Raw genomic sequence first — 15,530 nt, 5'->3', positions numbered from 1 at the left:
GAGCCCGCATGCCCAGCCGACTCCTGCTCACACTGACGACCTGGTGCGCAGGCCTGTGCCTGGCCGTGCTCGCGTTCGTCGCGTTTGCCTCCCCGCCGCACTACGTCCTGCTCAGCCGCGCGACGCACATGGCGCCGCCGATCACCCTGGACGCCATGCAACGGCAGTGGCTGCAGACCCGCAAGGCCCTGGTTCTGGGCACTTCCGCCCCGGACTACCCGCCGTTCGACATGACCTCCAGCGGCCGCGACTACGAAGGGCTCACCGCCGACTACGCAGGTCTGCTGGGCCAGGCGACCGGCCTGCCGGTGCGCATCCGTCATTACGCCTCGCGGGATGAGGCGGTGCAGGCCCTGGTCGACGGCGAGGTCGACCTGCTGGGCACCGCCAACGGCTTCGAAGCCGCCAACCCCGACGTGGTGCTCTCCACACCCTACGCCATCGACCAGCCGGTGCTGGTCACCCGCGAGGGCGAAACCCGATCGCTGACCGAAGGCCTCGCCGGGCTGCGGCTGAGCATGGTCTATCACTACCTGCCGCTCGACGAAGTCAAGGCGCTCTACCCCAAGGCCGTCCTCACGGTCTACCCGTCGTACCAGAACGCCCTCAACGCCGTGGCGTTCGATCAGGCCGACGTGTTCCTCGGCGACACGGTCTCCACCCATTACATGATCAACAAGGGCTACCTGAACAACATCCGCATGGCCAACTTCGGCAAGCACGAAGCCCATGGGTTCAGCTTTGCCGTCCACCGTGACAACCCACAGTTGCTGAGCATCGTCGATACGGTGCTCAAGGGCGTGCCCGGCAGCGAACGGACGAACATCGCCAAACGCTGGAGCGCCGGCAGCGACATCCTGCTGACCGACCGCAAACTGCAACTGACCCGCCGCGAAGAGGACTGGCTCAAGCGCCACCCGGTGGTGCGCGTGGTGGTCAACGAAGCCTTTGCCCCGCTGACGTTCTTCGACAGCGACGGCAACCTGCGCGGGATCTCCGCCGACCTGCTCGAACTCATCCGCCTGCGCACCGGCCTGCGCTTCGACATCCGCCGCGGCCGCAGCGACAGCGACATGATCGAGCAGCTCGAAAACGATCAGGCCGACCTGATCGCCGCGCTGCTGCCCAGCGCCAAACGCGAACGGCACCTGAGCTTCAGCCGCCCGTACCTGGAGAACTCCCACGTCCTGCTGACCCGCAAGGCCGCCGACAGCCCCACCCACCCGGGGCAACTGAAGGGCCGGTCGGTGGCGATCGCCCAGGGCAACCCGATGATCGACTACCTGCGCCGCGAGTTTCCGCGCATCGACCTGGTCGAGACGCCGGACACCTTCAGCGCCGTGGCGATGCTGGCCGGCGGGCAGGTCGACGGCGCGGTGACCTCGCTGGTGATCGCCAACTACTTCATCTCGTCGCGGATCTTCGAGCACCGGCTGCAGATCACCACGACCCTCGGTACGCGCCAGGCCGCGTTCTCCCTGGCCACCACCCACGCCAACCCGGAACTGGTGGCGATCCTCGACAAGGCGCTGCTGAGCATCTCGCCCGAGGAACTCGGCATCATCAACAGCCGCTGGCGCGGCTACTCGGAAGCCTCCCAGGGCGCATGGCGCGACTACCGGCGCCTGTTCTACCAGGTGGCGACCGGCGCCTGCCTGCTCCTGCTGCTGTCGCTGGCCTGGAATGCCTACATGCGACGCCAGATCAAACAGCGCCAGGCCGCCGAACGGGCCCTCAACGACCAATACGAGTTCATGCGCTCGCTGGTCGACGGCACTCCCCATCCGATCTATGTGCGCGACCGCAACGGGTTGCTGCAAAGCTGCAACGACAGCTACCTCAAGGCCTTCAACGCCCGGCGCGAAGACGTGATCGGCAAAAGCGTCATGCACAGCGCCCAGGGCAACGCCTTCGAGGCCCAGGCCTATCAGGCGGACTACCGCCGGGTGCTGGCGCAAGGCAAGCCGCTGATCCAGGACCGTCCGCTGCACATCGGCGGGCTGCGCCTGACCATCTACCACTGGATCCTGCCCTACCGCGACTCCAGCGGCGACGTCCAGGGCATCATCGGCGGCTGGATCGACATCAGCGAGCGCCGGCGCCTGCTGGACGAACTGCGCACGGCCAAGGAACAGGCCGACAACGCCAACCGGGCCAAAAGCACCTTTCTGGCGACCATGAGCCACGAGATCCGCACCCCGATGAACGCGGTGATCGGCATGCTCGAACTGACGCTCGAACGCCTGGACGCGCATCACCCTGACCGCTCGTCCATCGAGACGGCCTACCGCTCGGCCCGGGATCTGCTGGGCCTGATCGGCGACATCCTCGACATCGCCCGGATCGAGTCCGGGCGCTTGAGCCTGAGCCCCGAATGGGTCGGCCTGGTGGAGACGGTCAGCTCGGTGACAAGGATCTTCGACGGCCTGGCCCGCCAGAAGAAGCTCTCCCTGCAACTGACGGTCAATCCGCCTGGACTCGCGGCGGATGTGTACCTGGACCCGCTGCGCTTCAAGCAGATTCTGTCCAACCTGATCAGCAACGCCATCAAGTTCACCGACGCCGGGCAGATCCAGGTCACACTCGACCTGCCGGATGCCGACGGGTCCGAGCGGCCGATCATGCGATTGACCGTTCAGGACAGCGGCGTCGGCATCAGCGCCGAAGACCAACAGCGGCTGTTCACGCCGTTCGCCCAGGCCGACCACGGCCTGCAGAGCCACGGCGGTGCCGGGCTGGGGCTGGTGATCAGCCGCAGCCTGTGCGAAATGATGGAAGGCCGGCTGCAGTTGAACAGCCAGCCCGGCGTCGGCACGCAGGTCAGCGTCTCCCTGCCGCTGGAAGCCCGCCCCGCCAGCCCCGTCGTCGAGCGCCGCGATGAACCGGTGCGGCGCGCCGGCGCGCCCCTGAACGTGCTGGTGGTGGATGACCATCCCGCCAACCGCCTGCTGATGTGCCAGCAACTGGAGTTCCTCGGCCATGCCTACAGCGTTGCGGAAGAAGGCCGCAGCGCCCTGGAGGTCTGGAAGGCCGGCCGCTTCGATCTGGTGATCGCCGACTGCAACATGCCGATCATGAACGGCTACGAGCTGACGCAGGCCATCCGTCGGCTTGAGCGCCAGACCCGGCGCCCGCCCTGCAAGGTGCTGGGGTTCACCGCCAACGCCCAGCCCGAAGAGCTGCAACGCTGCCGGCAGGCGGGCATGGACGATTGCCTGTTCAAGCCCTTGAGCCTGAGCGTCCTCAGCCAATGGGTGGACGGCATCGCGCCCGCCGCGCCTGCCGCGGTCGCGGCGCCGGCGCTCAGCCTTCAAGGGCTCAAGCCGTTGACGGGCGGCAATCCGTCCCAGACGCGACGCTTGCTCGCCGAACTGCTCAACAGCAACCGTCGGGATCGCGAGCAGATGCAGGCGTTGGCCGAAGCCGCCGACCGCGAAGCGCTGGCCGTGCTCGCCCACAAGATCAAGGGCGCCGCACGCATCGTCCAGGCCGGCTGCGTGATCGACTGCTGCGAGGCGTTGGAGCAAGCCTGCGCGCAAGCGTTGCCGGCCACCGAGATCCGCCTTCGCTGCCGACGCAGCGATCTTGCCCTGCTCGAACTGGACCGGGCGCTGCAGCAGCAGTTGGACCGGCTCGCGTACGGCAGAACGGTCGAGCCTTAACTATGCTTGAGCGCTGAGCAGTGTGTTTCCCATCACGGAGTGACCGCAATGCCCAGCCCACTGCGCCCGGAACGACGCCGGTTCCCCCTGCACGTGCACATCAGCGTGATGTTCACCTTTTTGCTGTTGCTCACGGGCGTGGTGCTCGGTCTCTTCAACTATCGCCAGACCACCCAGATCATCTTCGCCAGCAGCGAGAAACTGTTCGACCGCATCGAGCAGGATGTGCGCCTGGACCTGCAGAACACCTATGAGCCGATCCGCCACCTCTTGAGCCTGTTGGCGGACAGCCCCGCAACCCGCACCACCAGCCTCGAAGCCCGCATGGCGCTGCTCAAGCCGTTCAGCCAGGCGCTCATGGACAACCCTGACCTGGCCTCGCTGTACCTGGGTTACGGCAACGGCGATTTCTTCATGGTGCGGCCCCTGCGCACCGACGGGCTTAAGGCCTTGCTCAAGGCGCCGGAGGCGGCCGCCTACCAGGTCTGGAGCATCGAGCGCGACAGCGGCGGCAAGGTCCGCTCGCAATCGCTGTTCGTCGACCGGGCCCTGAACCCGGTCGGCCGCCAGGACAACCCTGACGATCCCTACGACCCCCGCGAACGGGCCTGGTACGTCAGCGCCACGCAGCAGGCCGGGCAGATCACCACCGAGCCCTACGTGTTTTTCTCCACCCGCCACGTCGGCACCACCCTGGCGCGGCGCAGCGGCGGGGACGCCGTGATCGCCGCCGACCTCACGCTGGCGGCACTCTCGGCGACCTTGAGCAAGCACGTCGTGACGCCTTCCACCCAGGTCGCCCTGTTCGACGCCGCCGGCAACGCCGTGGCCTACCCGGACAGCGCCCGCCTGATCGTCGACGACCGCAGCGCGCGCCTGGCGAAGGCCGCCGACCTGAGCCCGGGCCTGCACGCGCTGCTGAACGGCGGGCAACGGGGCAACCGTCTGGAGGCCGACGGCCGGCAATGGATCGTCGCCCGCAGCCACCTGGCCGAAGGCGGCCCCAATGGCCTGCAACTGGCGTTGCTGGTGCCGGAGGACGAACTGCTGGCCGATGCCTACCGCCTGCGCTGGCAAGGTGCACTGATCACCCTCGCCACGCTTCTGCTGTGCCTGCCGCTGGGCTGGCTGACGTCGCGGATTCTGGTCAAGCCCCTGCATGCGCTGGTCAGGGAGGCCGATGCGATCCGCAGCTTCGATTTCGGCTTCCCCCTGACCCGCCGCTCTCCGGTGCTGGAGGTCGACCAGTTGAGCCTGTCGATGGCGCGCATGAAAGACACGCTGGCCAGCTTCTTCCGCATCACCGACAGCCTGACCGCCGAAACCCGCTTCGCGCCGTTGCTGCAACGGGTGCTGTTCGAGACGGTGCAGATCGCCCAGGCCCAGGGCGGCCTGATTTATCTGCGCGAAAACGACGGCAACCGGATGGAGCCTTCCGGGCTGGTGCTCGACGGGGTCACCCAGCCGCTGGCCAGGTTCGGCATCACCGGCCGCCAGCTGGACTCGGCCCACAACCCGGCCTGGTTCGCGCAACTGGCCCAAGCCGACAACGTGGTGAGCGACCTGGGGTTCGAGCAGGCCGAAGACCTGCAGAAAGTGCTGCTGGCCATGGCGGCACCGCGGGTGCACCTGATCGGCATCCGCCTGCGCAACCGGCACAACGAGACGGTCGGCCTGCTGGTCCTGCTGGTGAACGACAGCGGCACCGCCGCCGACCGGGAAAAACTGCGGCCCGACCGCATCGCCTTTCTGCAGGCGGTGTCTGGCGCGGCGGCCGTGAGCATCGAAAGCCAGCGTCTGCAGGCGCGCCAGAAACAACTGCTCGACGCCTTCATCCAGTTGCTCGCCAGCGCGATCGACGCCAAGAGCCCCTACACCGGCGGGCACTGCCAGCGCGTGCCGGAGCTGACCCTGATGCTCGCCCACGCCGCCGCGGCGAGCCAAGCGCCGGCGTTCAGCGGGTACCGGCCGAACGAAGACGAGTGGGAAGCGCTGCACATCGCTGCCTGGCTGCACGATTGCGGCAAGGTCACCACGCCCGAATACGTGGTGGACAAGGCCACCAAACTTGAGACCCTGAACGATCGCATCCACGAAATCCGCACCCGCTTCGAGGTGCTCAAGCGCGATGCCTGGATCGCCTATTGGCAAGCCTTGGCCCAGGGCGGCGACGAAGCGCAGCTGGCCGGCCTGCGCGATGCCGCGCTGGCCGGGCTGGATGACGAGTTTGCGTTCGTCGCCCGCTGCAACCTCGGCGCCGAGGCTATGGCCGAAGAAGACCTGGCGCGCCTGGCAAGCATCGCCCGGCGCACCTGGACGCGCACGCTGGATGACCGCCTGGGGGTGTCGTGGGAAGAGAACCGGCGCCAGGAGCGCACGCCGGCGCCGACGCTGCCGGTCAGCGAGCCGCTGCTGGCCGACAAGCCCGAGCACCTGCTCGAACGGTCCGACAGCGAGCTCATCGCCGAAGACAATCCCTGGGGGTTCAAGATGGAAGTGCCGCGCTACAAGTACAACCGCGGCGAACTCTACAACCTGAGCATCCCTCGGGGCACCCTGACCCGCGAAGAACGCTACGTGATCAATCACCACATGGTGCAGACCATCCTGATGCTCAGCCACCTGCCCTTCCCCGGGCACCTGAGCAACATCGCGGAGATCGCCGGCGGCCACCACGAGAAGATGGACGGCACCGGCTACCCGAAACGCCTCAAGCGCGAGGAAATGAGCCTGCCGGCCCGGATGATGGCGATCGCCGACATCTTCGAGGCGCTCACCGCCGCCGACCGGCCCTACAAGAAGGCCAAGAGCCTCAGCGAAGCGCTGGGCATCATGGCCACCATGTGCCGGGAGGCGCACATCGACGCCGACCTGTTCGGGCTGTTCATCGGCGAAGGCATCTACCTGCAATACGCCCGGCGCTTCCTCGATCCCCGGCAGATCGACGCGGTGGATTCCGCCGGCCTGTTGCGCAAGGCCGGCCTGGCGGCCTGATCAGCAGTCGGTCAGGCGCAGGAAAATGTCGGCCAGACGCTCGATGCCGGCCTGATCCGCGACGCCGAAACGCGACAGCTTCGGGCTGTCCAGATCCAGTACGCCGATCAGGCGCCCGTCCTTGACCAGCGGCACCACCAATTCGCTGTTCGACGCGCTGTCGCAGGCGATGTGGCCGGGGAACGCATGGACGTCCTCGACGCGCTGCGTCTGCCGGCTGGCCGCCGCCGTGCCGCACACGCCCCGGCCGAACGGGATCCGCACGCAGGCGATCTGGCCCTGGAACGGGCCGAGCACCAGCTCTTCGTTGCGGTTGAGGTAGAAGCCGGCCCAGTTCAGGTCATCGAGCTGGGTGAACAGGAACGCCGAGAACTGCGCGGCGTTGGCGATGAAATCGCGCTCGTCCGCCAGCAGCGATTCCAGTTGCGCGGCCAACAGGCCGTAGCCTTCAAGACCCTGGCCGCTCTGCTTCAAATCAATCATGCCTTGTGCTCCAACAATTTCAGTCCCACCCAGTAACGGGCGAATTGGTACGCGCAACGTCCGTTGCGGTTGCCGCGGCCGGTGGCCCAGCGCACGGCGAGGATGTCCAGCGCTTCGTCGCGCTGCCAGGCCAGCCCGGCCTTGGCGGCCAGCTGGCCGATCCAGTGCTCGACGACGTTGAGGAAATGTTCCTGGGTGAACGGATAGAACGACAGCCACAGGCCGAAACGGTCCGACAGGGCGATCTTGTCCTCAACCGCTTCGCTGGGGTGCAGTTCGCCTTCGACGCGCTTCCAGTTTTCGTTGTCGCTTTCCTTTTCCGGCACCAGATGGCGACGGTTGGAGGTGGCGTACAGCAGCACGTTGTCCGGCGCCTGCTCCAGGGAGCCGTCCAGCACGCTCTTGAGCACCCGGTAGTCGCCTTCGCCGGCCTCGAACGACAGGTCATCGCAGAACAGCACGAAGCGCTGCGGCAGTTTGGCGATCTGCTCCACCACCCGCGGCAGGTCCGCCAGGTGATCGCGCTCGATCTCGATCAGCCGCAGCCCGGCGCCGGCATGCTCGGCCAACAGCGCCCGCACCAGGGACGACTTGCCGGTGCCGCGCGAACCCCACAGCAGCGCATGGTTGGCGGGCATGCCGTCGAGGAACTGGCGGGTGTTCTGCCCCAGTTGCTCCAGTTGCCGCTCGACCCCGATCAGGTCGGACAGGCGCATGTCGAGGCTGACCTCCAGCGGCAGCAGAAAGCCGCTGCGGCCGTCGCGTTGCCAGCGTGCCGCCAGGCAGGCGCTCCAGTCGATGACGGGGCGCGGCGCCGGCAACAGCGGCTCGATCCGCGCCAGAACCGACTCGGCACGCTCAAGAAAGGCATTCAATCGGGAATCCACGTCTTTTCCTCGGGCTCGTTCACAGAGATGATGACGATGCAGCGATGCGCGTCCTACCACGTTCGACCCCCGCTCCTGACCTTGTCACAAGGCGATTCGGGAACCCCGGTATCCATACATGATCGACTATGCTTGAGCAGCGAAGGGAAACGGAAGTGATTCAACACCCCATGGATATCAAATTCACCCACCGGCTGTCATACAAGCAAGCCAGGCTCACCGTGCTGGTCGGGTTCATTCTGGGCACGCTGCTCAGCCTGCTGCAGATCGGCATCGATTATGCCAGCGAAGACGCCTCCATCAACCGGGAAATCCTGTCGCTGCTGGAAATCAGCCACAACCCGGCGTCGCGCATCGCCTACAACATCGACGCCGAACTGGCCCAGGAGCTCACCCTCGGCCTGCTGCGCTCGCCGGCCATCATCTCCGCGCAGTTGACCGACAACAACGCCAACGTGCTGGCCAGCGTCAAGCGCCCGGAGTTCCAGAGCGGCTACCGGATGGTCAGCGACTTCCTGTTCGGCGCCAAGCGCCGCTTCGAGGACCGTCTCTACCTCGACCACTTGCCCAACGAGTCCCTCGGCACCCTGAGCCTGGAAGTGGACACCTACGCGTTCGGCAGCCGCTTCCTGCGCCGGGCCGAAGTCACCCTGCTCAACGGCTTCGCCCGCAGCCTGATCCTGACCGGTATCCTCTTGGCGCTGTTCTACGTGATGCTGACCAAACCGCTGGTGCGGGTGATCCGCGAGCTCAGCGGCCGCGATCCGCGCAGCGCCCAACCCAAGCCGCTCGAATGCCCGAACGGGCACGGCAACGACGAGATCGGCGTGCTGGTCGAGGTCGCCAACCAGCAGTTCGAGAACATCGCCACGGAGATCCAGCAGCGACGCAACGCGGAGAACCGCCTGACCGACTACCTCGCCCAGCTGGAAGACATCGTCTCGGCCCGCACCGCCGAGCTCAAGGCGATCAACAGCCGGCTCAGCCAGTCCAACCAGGAGCTGGAAGTGGCCCGCAGCACGGCGCTGGACATGGCCGAAGCGCGCTCGGCGTTCCTCGCCAACATGAGCCATGAGATCCGCACGCCGCTCAACGGCCTGCTGGGCATGATCGCCCTGTCCCTCGACGGCCCCCTGAGCGCCGAACAGCAACAACAGCTGTCGATCGCCCACGACTCGGGCAAGGTGCTGGTGGAACTGCTCAACGATATCCTCGACCTGTCGAAGTTCGACGCCGGCCAGCTGGAGCTGGAGAACATCCCGTTCGACCTCGGCTCGCTGATCGAGGACACCGCCAACCTGCTGTCGCAGAACGCGGCGCCGAGCGTCGAGCTGACCTGCCTGATCGACCCGCACTTCCCCGCGCTGGTGCTGGGCGACCCGACCCGGGTACGGCAGATCGTCAGCAACCTGCTGTCCAACGCCCTCAAGTTCACCCGCTTCGGCCGGGTCGATGTGCGCCTGACCACCCACAAGGACGGCGTGCGTATCGAAGTCTGCGACACCGGCATCGGCATCGCCCGGGAAGCCCAGGTGAAGATCTTCCAGCCGTTCACCCAGGCCGGCGCCGGCATCACCCGGCAGTTCGGCGGCACCGGTCTGGGCCTGGCGCTCACGCACAACCTGTGCGAAGCCATGCAGGGCCGCCTGACGATCAGTTCCGAAGTCGGTTTCGGCAGCCAGTTCTGCGCCGAACTGCCGCTGCCCTGCCACACCCGCGCCGTGGCGCCGGCGCCGCTGCACGGCAAGGTGCTCGCCATCACGGCCGCCAGCAGCGGTCTGGCGGAGCTGCTGAACAACCTGCTGCCGACCTGGGGCCTGGCGTACGAGCGGCGCTCGATCGAGGATTCGCTGCTGGGCCTCTCGCCGGACGTGCTGATCACGGACTGTCCGGAATGCCTGTTCGGCCTGCGCCCTACTCTCAAAGCCCCGATCCTGCTGGTGACCGCCTACGGCAGCTTCATGCCTTCGGAAGAGGCCGCCGCCCTTGCGCCGCTGCAGCAGCAGGGCCGTCCGTTGGCCCGCAATGCGCTGTACCAGACCCTGCGGCGGATCCTGCAGCCGAACGTCGCCACCCTCGACGAGGCCCGCCTGGAGACCCTGCCGACCCAGCGACGCGGCCGCGTGCTGCTGGTGGAGGACAATCCGGTCAACCAATTGGTGGCCAAAGGCATGCTCGGCAAGCTCGGCTGCGATGTCGTGGTGGCCGCCCATGGCGCCGAGGCGCTGGATCAACTGGAGAACGACGCCTTCGACCTGGTGCTGATGGACTGCAACATGCCGGTGATGGACGGCTACGAGGCGAGCCGGCAGATCCGCCGCAGCGGTCGCTGGCCCCATCTGCCGATCGTGGCCCTGACCGCCAACGCCATGTCCGAGGAGCGCGAGCGCTGCCGGGCGGCGGGGATGAGCGACTATCTGGCCAAACCGTTCCGCCGCGAGGAGCTGGCGGCGCTGCTGGACCAGTGGATACCGACTATGACGCCGCTTTGATCAGGCCCAGCAGTCGGTCGAGGCCGTCGCGCAGTTCGCCGAGCCGGTCCAGGTCGACCCCGCTGTCGCACAGCAACCGCGCCTTGAGCGGCCCGACCTGCTCGCGCAGCGCCTGTCCGGACGGCGTCAGGCTCAGGTGCACCTCGCGCTCGTCCCGTGCCGAACGCCGGCGCTGCACCCACTCCAATTGCTCCAGACGCTTGAGCAGCGGGGTCAGCGTGCCGGAGTCCAGCGCCAGGCGCTCGCCCAGCGCCTTGACGGTCGGCTGTTCGGGCGCCTCGTCCTGCCACTCCCACAGCACCAGCATCACCAGGTACTGCGGGTAGGTCAGGCCGAGCTCATCGAGCATCGGCCGGTAGGCGCGGATCACCGCCCGGGAGGCGGCGTACAGCTTGAAGCACAACTGGGTGTCGAGCTTCAGCGCGTCGGCGGGCAAGTCGGTCATTTGAGCAGGTCTTCGATCTCGCGGCGCAGGTCCTGCGGCTTGGTGGCCGGGGCGAAGCGCTTGATCAGGCTGCCGTCCTTGCCGATCAGGAACTTGGTGAAGTTCCATTTGATGCCTTGGGAGCCCAGCACCCCCGGCGCACGCTTCTTGAGCTGCACGAACAACGGGTGCGCAGCGGCGCCGTTGACGTCGATCTTCTTGAACAGCGGGAAACTGACGCCGTAGTTCAGCTCGCAGAACTCGCTGATCGCGCCTTCGTTGCCCGGTTCCTGCTTGCCGAACTGGTTGCACGGGAACCCCAGCACCACCAGGCCGCGATCCCTGTAGCTCTGCCAGAGTTCCTCCAGCCCTTTGTACTGCGGGGTGAACCCGCACTTGCTGGCGGTGTTCACCACCAGCACCGCCTTGCCGGCGAAATCGGCGAGGGTCTTCTGCTCGCCCTTGATCGTGGTGCACGGGATGTTCAGCAGGCTGTCGCTCATGGTGCGCACTCTTGGAAGTTAAGGAGCCGTAAAAATAGCGATCAATTGAATTGCGTGCAATTTAATTTACCGAACGGCGACCCGTGGATCGCCGGCGACACCTACCCGCGCGGCACCAGATCCAGGCACACCGAGTTGATGCAGTAACGCAGCCCGGTGGGCGGCGGGCCGTCGGGGAACACATGGCCCAGATGCGCGTCGCACCGGGCGCACTTCACTTCGGTGCGGATCATGCCGTGGCTCAGGTCGCGGATCTCGATCATGGCGCTTTCGCCGATCGGCGCGTAGAAACTCGGCCAGCCGCAACCGGAGTCGAACTTGGTCTGCGAATCGAACAGCGGCTCGTTGCAGCACACGCAATGGTAGACGCCATCGGTCTTGGTGGCGTTGTACTTGCCGGAGAACGGGCGCTCGGTGGCGCTCAGCCGGCACACGTTGAACTGCTCGGGATCGAGCATCGCACGCCATTCCTCCAGGGTTTTTTCGATCTTTTCCATCATCACACCTCAGCGGCTGAAAAAGCCCGATCTGTACCTTTTCCACGGATCGGGCGGCACGTATGATTGCGCCTCGTCACACGCCAGTCTGGCAGCGGGTTCCTGCGCATTCAAACGAATTCCGGAAACCGCCGCCCAGAATGCCTTCCTGTGCGAAGACGCAGGAATCCCAGCCCGGTTGTCCACCCGCCGCCTGGATCGTTCATTTTCGGGATCACATCGCCATGCAGTTCAGCAAATCGAACAAGCTCGCCAACGTCTGCTACGACATTCGCGGCCCGGTGCTCAAGCACGCCAAACGCCTGGAAGAGGAAGGCCACCGCATCCTCAAGCTGAACATCGGCAACCCGGCGCCCTTTGGTTTCGAAGCGCCGGACGAAATCCTCCAGGATGTGATCCGCAACCTGCCGACCGCCCAGGGCTACAGCGACTCCAAAGGCCTGTTCAGCGCGCGCAAGGCCGTCATGCAGTACTACCAGCAGAAGCAGGTCGAAGGCGTCGGCATCGAAGACATCTACCTGGGCAACGGCGTGTCCGAGCTCATCGTGATGTCGCTGCAGGCGCTGCTCAACAACGGCGACGAAGTGCTGGTGCCGGCGCCGGACTACCCGCTGTGGACCGCCGCCGTGAGCCTGGCCGGCGGCAACGCGGTGCATTACCTGTGCGACGAGGGCGCCGACTGGTTCCCGGACCTGGCCGACATCAAGGCCAAGATCACCCCGAACACCAAGGCGATGGTGATCATCAACCCGAACAACCCCACCGGCGCGGTGTATTCGAAGGAAGTGCTGCTGGGCATGCTCGAACTGGCCCGTCAGCACAACCTGGTGGTGTTCTCCGACGAGATCTACGACAAGATCCTCTACGACGACGCCGTGCACATCTGCACCGCTTCGCTGGCGCCGGACCTTTTGTGCCTGACCTTCAACGGTCTGTCCAAGTCGTACCGCGTGGCCGGTTTCCGCTCCGGCTGGATCGCCATTTCCGGGCCGAAACACAACGCTCACAGCTACATCGAAGGCATCGACATGCTGGCCAACATGCGCCTGTGCGCCAACGTGCCGAGCCAGCACGCCATCCAGACCGCCCTGGGCGGCTACCAGAGCATCAACGACCTGGTGCTGCCGCAAGGCCGCCTGCTGGAACAGCGCAACCGCACCTGGGAGCTGCTCAACGACATTCCGGGCGTCAGCTGCGTCAAGCCGATGGGCGCGCTCTACGCGTTCCCCAAGATCGACCCGAAGGTCTGCCCGATCCACAACGACGAGAAGTTCGTCCTCGACCTGCTGCTGTCCGAAAAACTGCTGGTGGTGCAAGGCACGGCGTTCAACTGGCCGTGGCCTGACCACTTCCGCGTCGTCACCTTGCCGCGGGTCGATGACCTGGACATGGCCATCGGCCGGATCGGCAACTTCCTCAAATCCTACCGCCAGTGACCGGCGGTCCGCTGCGCAACGCGCCGAACGTTGCGCACTGACGGATTCAGCAACACTTCTGCGTCACCCGCCCCGAAACAGCTTCTAGACTTGCGATGCGCACCGGCCATGCACGGCCGGTGCCGCGTCGGCGGGTGGCCGTCGTCCGACGCCCCGGTGCCGACGGATGACGGAAAACGCGGCGAACGTCACGGAATCCGCTGTAGGACACAGTTTGAAATAGTCACCCGGTTGAATCGCCAGGTGCCGCACCTTATATACCCCGCAGTACGCTACATCTTTAGCTTGAGGAGATTTCTACAACCATGATGCGCATCCTGCTGTTCTTGGCCACTAACCTGGCGGTCGTGCTGATAGCCAGCATCACCCTGAGCCTGTTCGGCTTCAACGGGTTCATGGCGGCCAACGGGGTTGACCTCAACCTCAATCAGCTGCTGGTCTTCTGTGCCGTCTTTGGTTTCGCCGGCTCCCTGTTCTCGCTGTTCATCTCCAAGTGGATGGCGAAGATGAGCACCGGCACCCAGATCATCAGCCAGCCGCGCACCCGGCACGAGCAATGGCTGCTGCAAACCGTCGAGCAACTGTCCCGGGAAGCCGGGATCAAGATGCCCGAAGTCGGGATCTTCCCGGCCTACGAGGCCAACGCCTTCGCCACCGGCTGGAACAAGAACGACGCACTGGTGGCCGTCAGCCAGGGCCTGCTGGAGCGCTTTTCGCCCGATGAAGTGAAGGCCGTGCTGGCCCACGAGATCGGCCACGTCGCCAATGGCGACATGGTCACCCTGGCGCTGATCCAGGGCGTGGTGAACACCTTCGTGATGTTCTTCGCCCGGATCATCGGCAACTTCGTGGACAAGGTCATCTTCAAGAACGAAGAAGGCCAGGGCATCGCCTACTACGTGGCGACCATCTTCGCCGAACTGGTGCTGGGCATCCTGGCCAGCGCGATCGTGATGTGGTTCTCGCGCAAGCGCGAATACCGTGCCGACGAAGCCGGCGCACGCCTGGCCGGCACCAGCGCGATGATCGGCGCCCTGCAACGCCTGCGCGCCGAACAGGGCCTGCCGGTGCACATGCCCGACACCCTGAACGCGTTCGGCATCAACGGCGGCATCAAGCAGGGCCTGGCCCGCATGTTCATGAGCCACCCGCCGCTGGAAGAACGCATCGACGCCCTGCGCCGTCGCGGTTGATTTCCACGCAACAACAGAAAGGCCCGCAGCGATGCGGGCCTTTTTTTGATACGGTTCATAGGCGTGACCGAACCGGTTTCCTCGTCGAGCCGCGGCCCTGGGCCTGTCCGCTTTCACATGCTTTCTGGTCGACAGATAAAGGCTCGCAGGCTGTAAGGCCGTCATCGCCAGCAGGCTGGCTCCCACAGAGGTGCAAGCACAGACCGGATCCCCCGATTCCCTCAAGAAATCGAAAGACCGGAAACCCGATACACCCGCTCCTCAAGCCGCGTCACCCCGGCCTGCACAAACTTCCAGCTGTCCCCCAGCACGTCCTGCTCCTCCAGCATCCGCACCTGCCACGCGGCACCCAAAAGGCGCTGCACTTCAGCGTCCGCCACCGCAAACGGCGGCCCGGGCATCTGCGCCTGGTCGTAATCCAGCGTGATCAGCAACCCATGCAGGTCCGTAGGCAGAATGACCTGCAGATGCGCCGCATAGCGTTCACGCATCGGCGCAGGCAAGGCAATCAGCGCCGCCCGGTCATACAGCGCGGCGCAGTCCGCCACGTCCTCCGCCGTCAAGGCAAAGAAGTCCCCGCACATCAACTCAATCGCACCGGCCCGGTAGACCTTGAAGGCGCCCTCCTCGCTGACCTGGGGCTGCAACCGCTGCTCGCCGAAAAAGTCCTCGACGGCCTTCTGCGACAACTCCACGCCCAAGACCCGGTGACCGCGCCCGGCCAGCCACAGCAAGTCGAGGCTCTTGCCGCACAAGGGCACCAGCACACGCGCCTGCTGCGGCACGGGCAAACCCGGCCAATGCCGCTGCAGATACGGGTTCACCTGCGACAGATGAAAACCGATCTGATTGGATTCCCATTTCTTGTGCCAAAACTCGGGCTGCATGGATCACTCCCAAAAAATCGATAAGAACGCGTTAAAACTTATATTAGATTTAGATCAATGATCTGAATGAAG

At 65.6% G+C, this 15,530-nt stretch carries 11 protein-coding genes; 5 read left to right on the top strand and 6 right to left on the bottom strand.

Going from position 1 to position 15,530, the window contains the following annotated elements; all coding sequences use genetic code 11:
- The first annotated feature begins 8 nt into the window (after positions 1-8).
- Both CAG41_RS23465 and CAG41_RS23460 read left to right on the top strand, forming a co-directional pair.
- On the top strand, positions 9-3,662 hold the full coding sequence (locus tag CAG41_RS23465; protein WP_085707525.1) for a transporter substrate-binding domain-containing protein: 3,654 nt from the start codon (positions 9-11) through the stop codon (positions 3,660-3,662).
- A 48-nt stretch (positions 3,663-3,710) separates the two neighbouring features.
- Positions 3,711-6,656, top strand: a complete 2,946-nt coding sequence (locus tag CAG41_RS23460; RefSeq protein ID WP_085707524.1) for an HD domain-containing phosphohydrolase — start codon at positions 3,711-3,713, stop codon at positions 6,654-6,656.
- Here CAG41_RS23460 and CAG41_RS23455 read toward each other — a convergent pair whose 3' ends face one another.
- Positions 6,657-7,139 (bottom strand): GAF domain-containing protein, encoded by a 483-nt coding sequence (locus CAG41_RS23455; protein ID WP_085577961.1) that lies wholly within the window; start codon positions 7,137-7,139, stop codon positions 6,657-6,659.
- Positions 7,136-8,026, bottom strand: coding sequence for an ATP-binding protein (locus CAG41_RS23450; RefSeq protein ID WP_085577962.1), 891 nt, complete (start codon positions 8,024-8,026; stop codon positions 7,136-7,138). Before CAG41_RS23450 ends, CAG41_RS23455 begins: the two co-directional genes overlap by 4 nt.
- 170 nt (positions 8,027-8,196) lie before the next feature.
- Here CAG41_RS23450 and CAG41_RS23445 point away from each other — a divergent pair, with 170 nt between their 5' ends.
- On the top strand, positions 8,197-10,518 hold the full coding sequence (locus CAG41_RS23445) for a response regulator (RefSeq protein ID WP_085577963.1): 2,322 nt from the start codon (positions 8,197-8,199) through the stop codon (positions 10,516-10,518).
- Here CAG41_RS23445 and CAG41_RS23440 read toward each other — a convergent pair.
- The 3 genes from CAG41_RS23440 to msrB form a co-directional block, all read right to left on the bottom strand.
- On the bottom strand, positions 10,502-10,963 hold the full coding sequence (locus tag CAG41_RS23440) for a MarR family winged helix-turn-helix transcriptional regulator (protein ID WP_085577964.1): 462 nt from the start codon (positions 10,961-10,963) through the stop codon (positions 10,502-10,504). The genes CAG41_RS23445 and CAG41_RS23440 overlap by 17 nt on opposite strands.
- On the bottom strand, positions 10,960-11,445 hold the full coding sequence (locus CAG41_RS23435; protein WP_085707523.1) for a glutathione peroxidase: 486 nt from the start codon (positions 11,443-11,445) through the stop codon (positions 10,960-10,962). Before CAG41_RS23435 ends, CAG41_RS23440 begins: the two co-directional genes overlap by 4 nt.
- 101 nt (positions 11,446-11,546) lie before the next feature.
- Positions 11,547-11,942: a peptide-methionine (R)-S-oxide reductase MsrB gene (gene msrB / locus CAG41_RS23430; protein ID WP_085656881.1), complete on the bottom strand. Its 396-nt coding sequence runs from the start codon at positions 11,940-11,942 to the stop codon at positions 11,547-11,549.
- A 224-nt stretch (positions 11,943-12,166) separates the two neighbouring features.
- Between msrB and CAG41_RS23425 the strand changes: the two genes are divergently transcribed.
- The gene (locus CAG41_RS23425) at positions 12,167-13,378 is read left to right on the top strand and encodes a pyridoxal phosphate-dependent aminotransferase (RefSeq protein ID WP_007955711.1); all 1,212 of its coding nucleotides are present in this window, start codon (positions 12,167-12,169) and stop codon (positions 13,376-13,378) included.
- A 305-nt stretch (positions 13,379-13,683) separates the two neighbouring features.
- Positions 13,684-14,571 (top strand): protease HtpX, encoded by an 888-nt coding sequence (gene htpX / locus CAG41_RS23420; RefSeq protein ID WP_085577966.1) that lies wholly within the window; start codon positions 13,684-13,686, stop codon positions 14,569-14,571.
- 221 nt (positions 14,572-14,792) lie between these two features.
- Here the strand turns inward: htpX and CAG41_RS23415 are convergent, their stop codons facing one another.
- Positions 14,793-15,458: a thiopurine S-methyltransferase gene (locus CAG41_RS23415; protein WP_085577967.1), complete on the bottom strand. Its 666-nt coding sequence runs from the start codon at positions 15,456-15,458 to the stop codon at positions 14,793-14,795.
- Between the last annotated feature and the right edge of the window lie 72 nt (positions 15,459-15,530).

Source organism: Pseudomonas sp. B35(2017), assembly GCF_002113645.1.
GTDB classification, from domain to species: Bacteria; Pseudomonadota; Gammaproteobacteria; order Pseudomonadales; family Pseudomonadaceae; genus Aquipseudomonas; species Aquipseudomonas ekonensis.
This window is presented reverse-complemented; position numbering and strand designations above follow the sequence as displayed.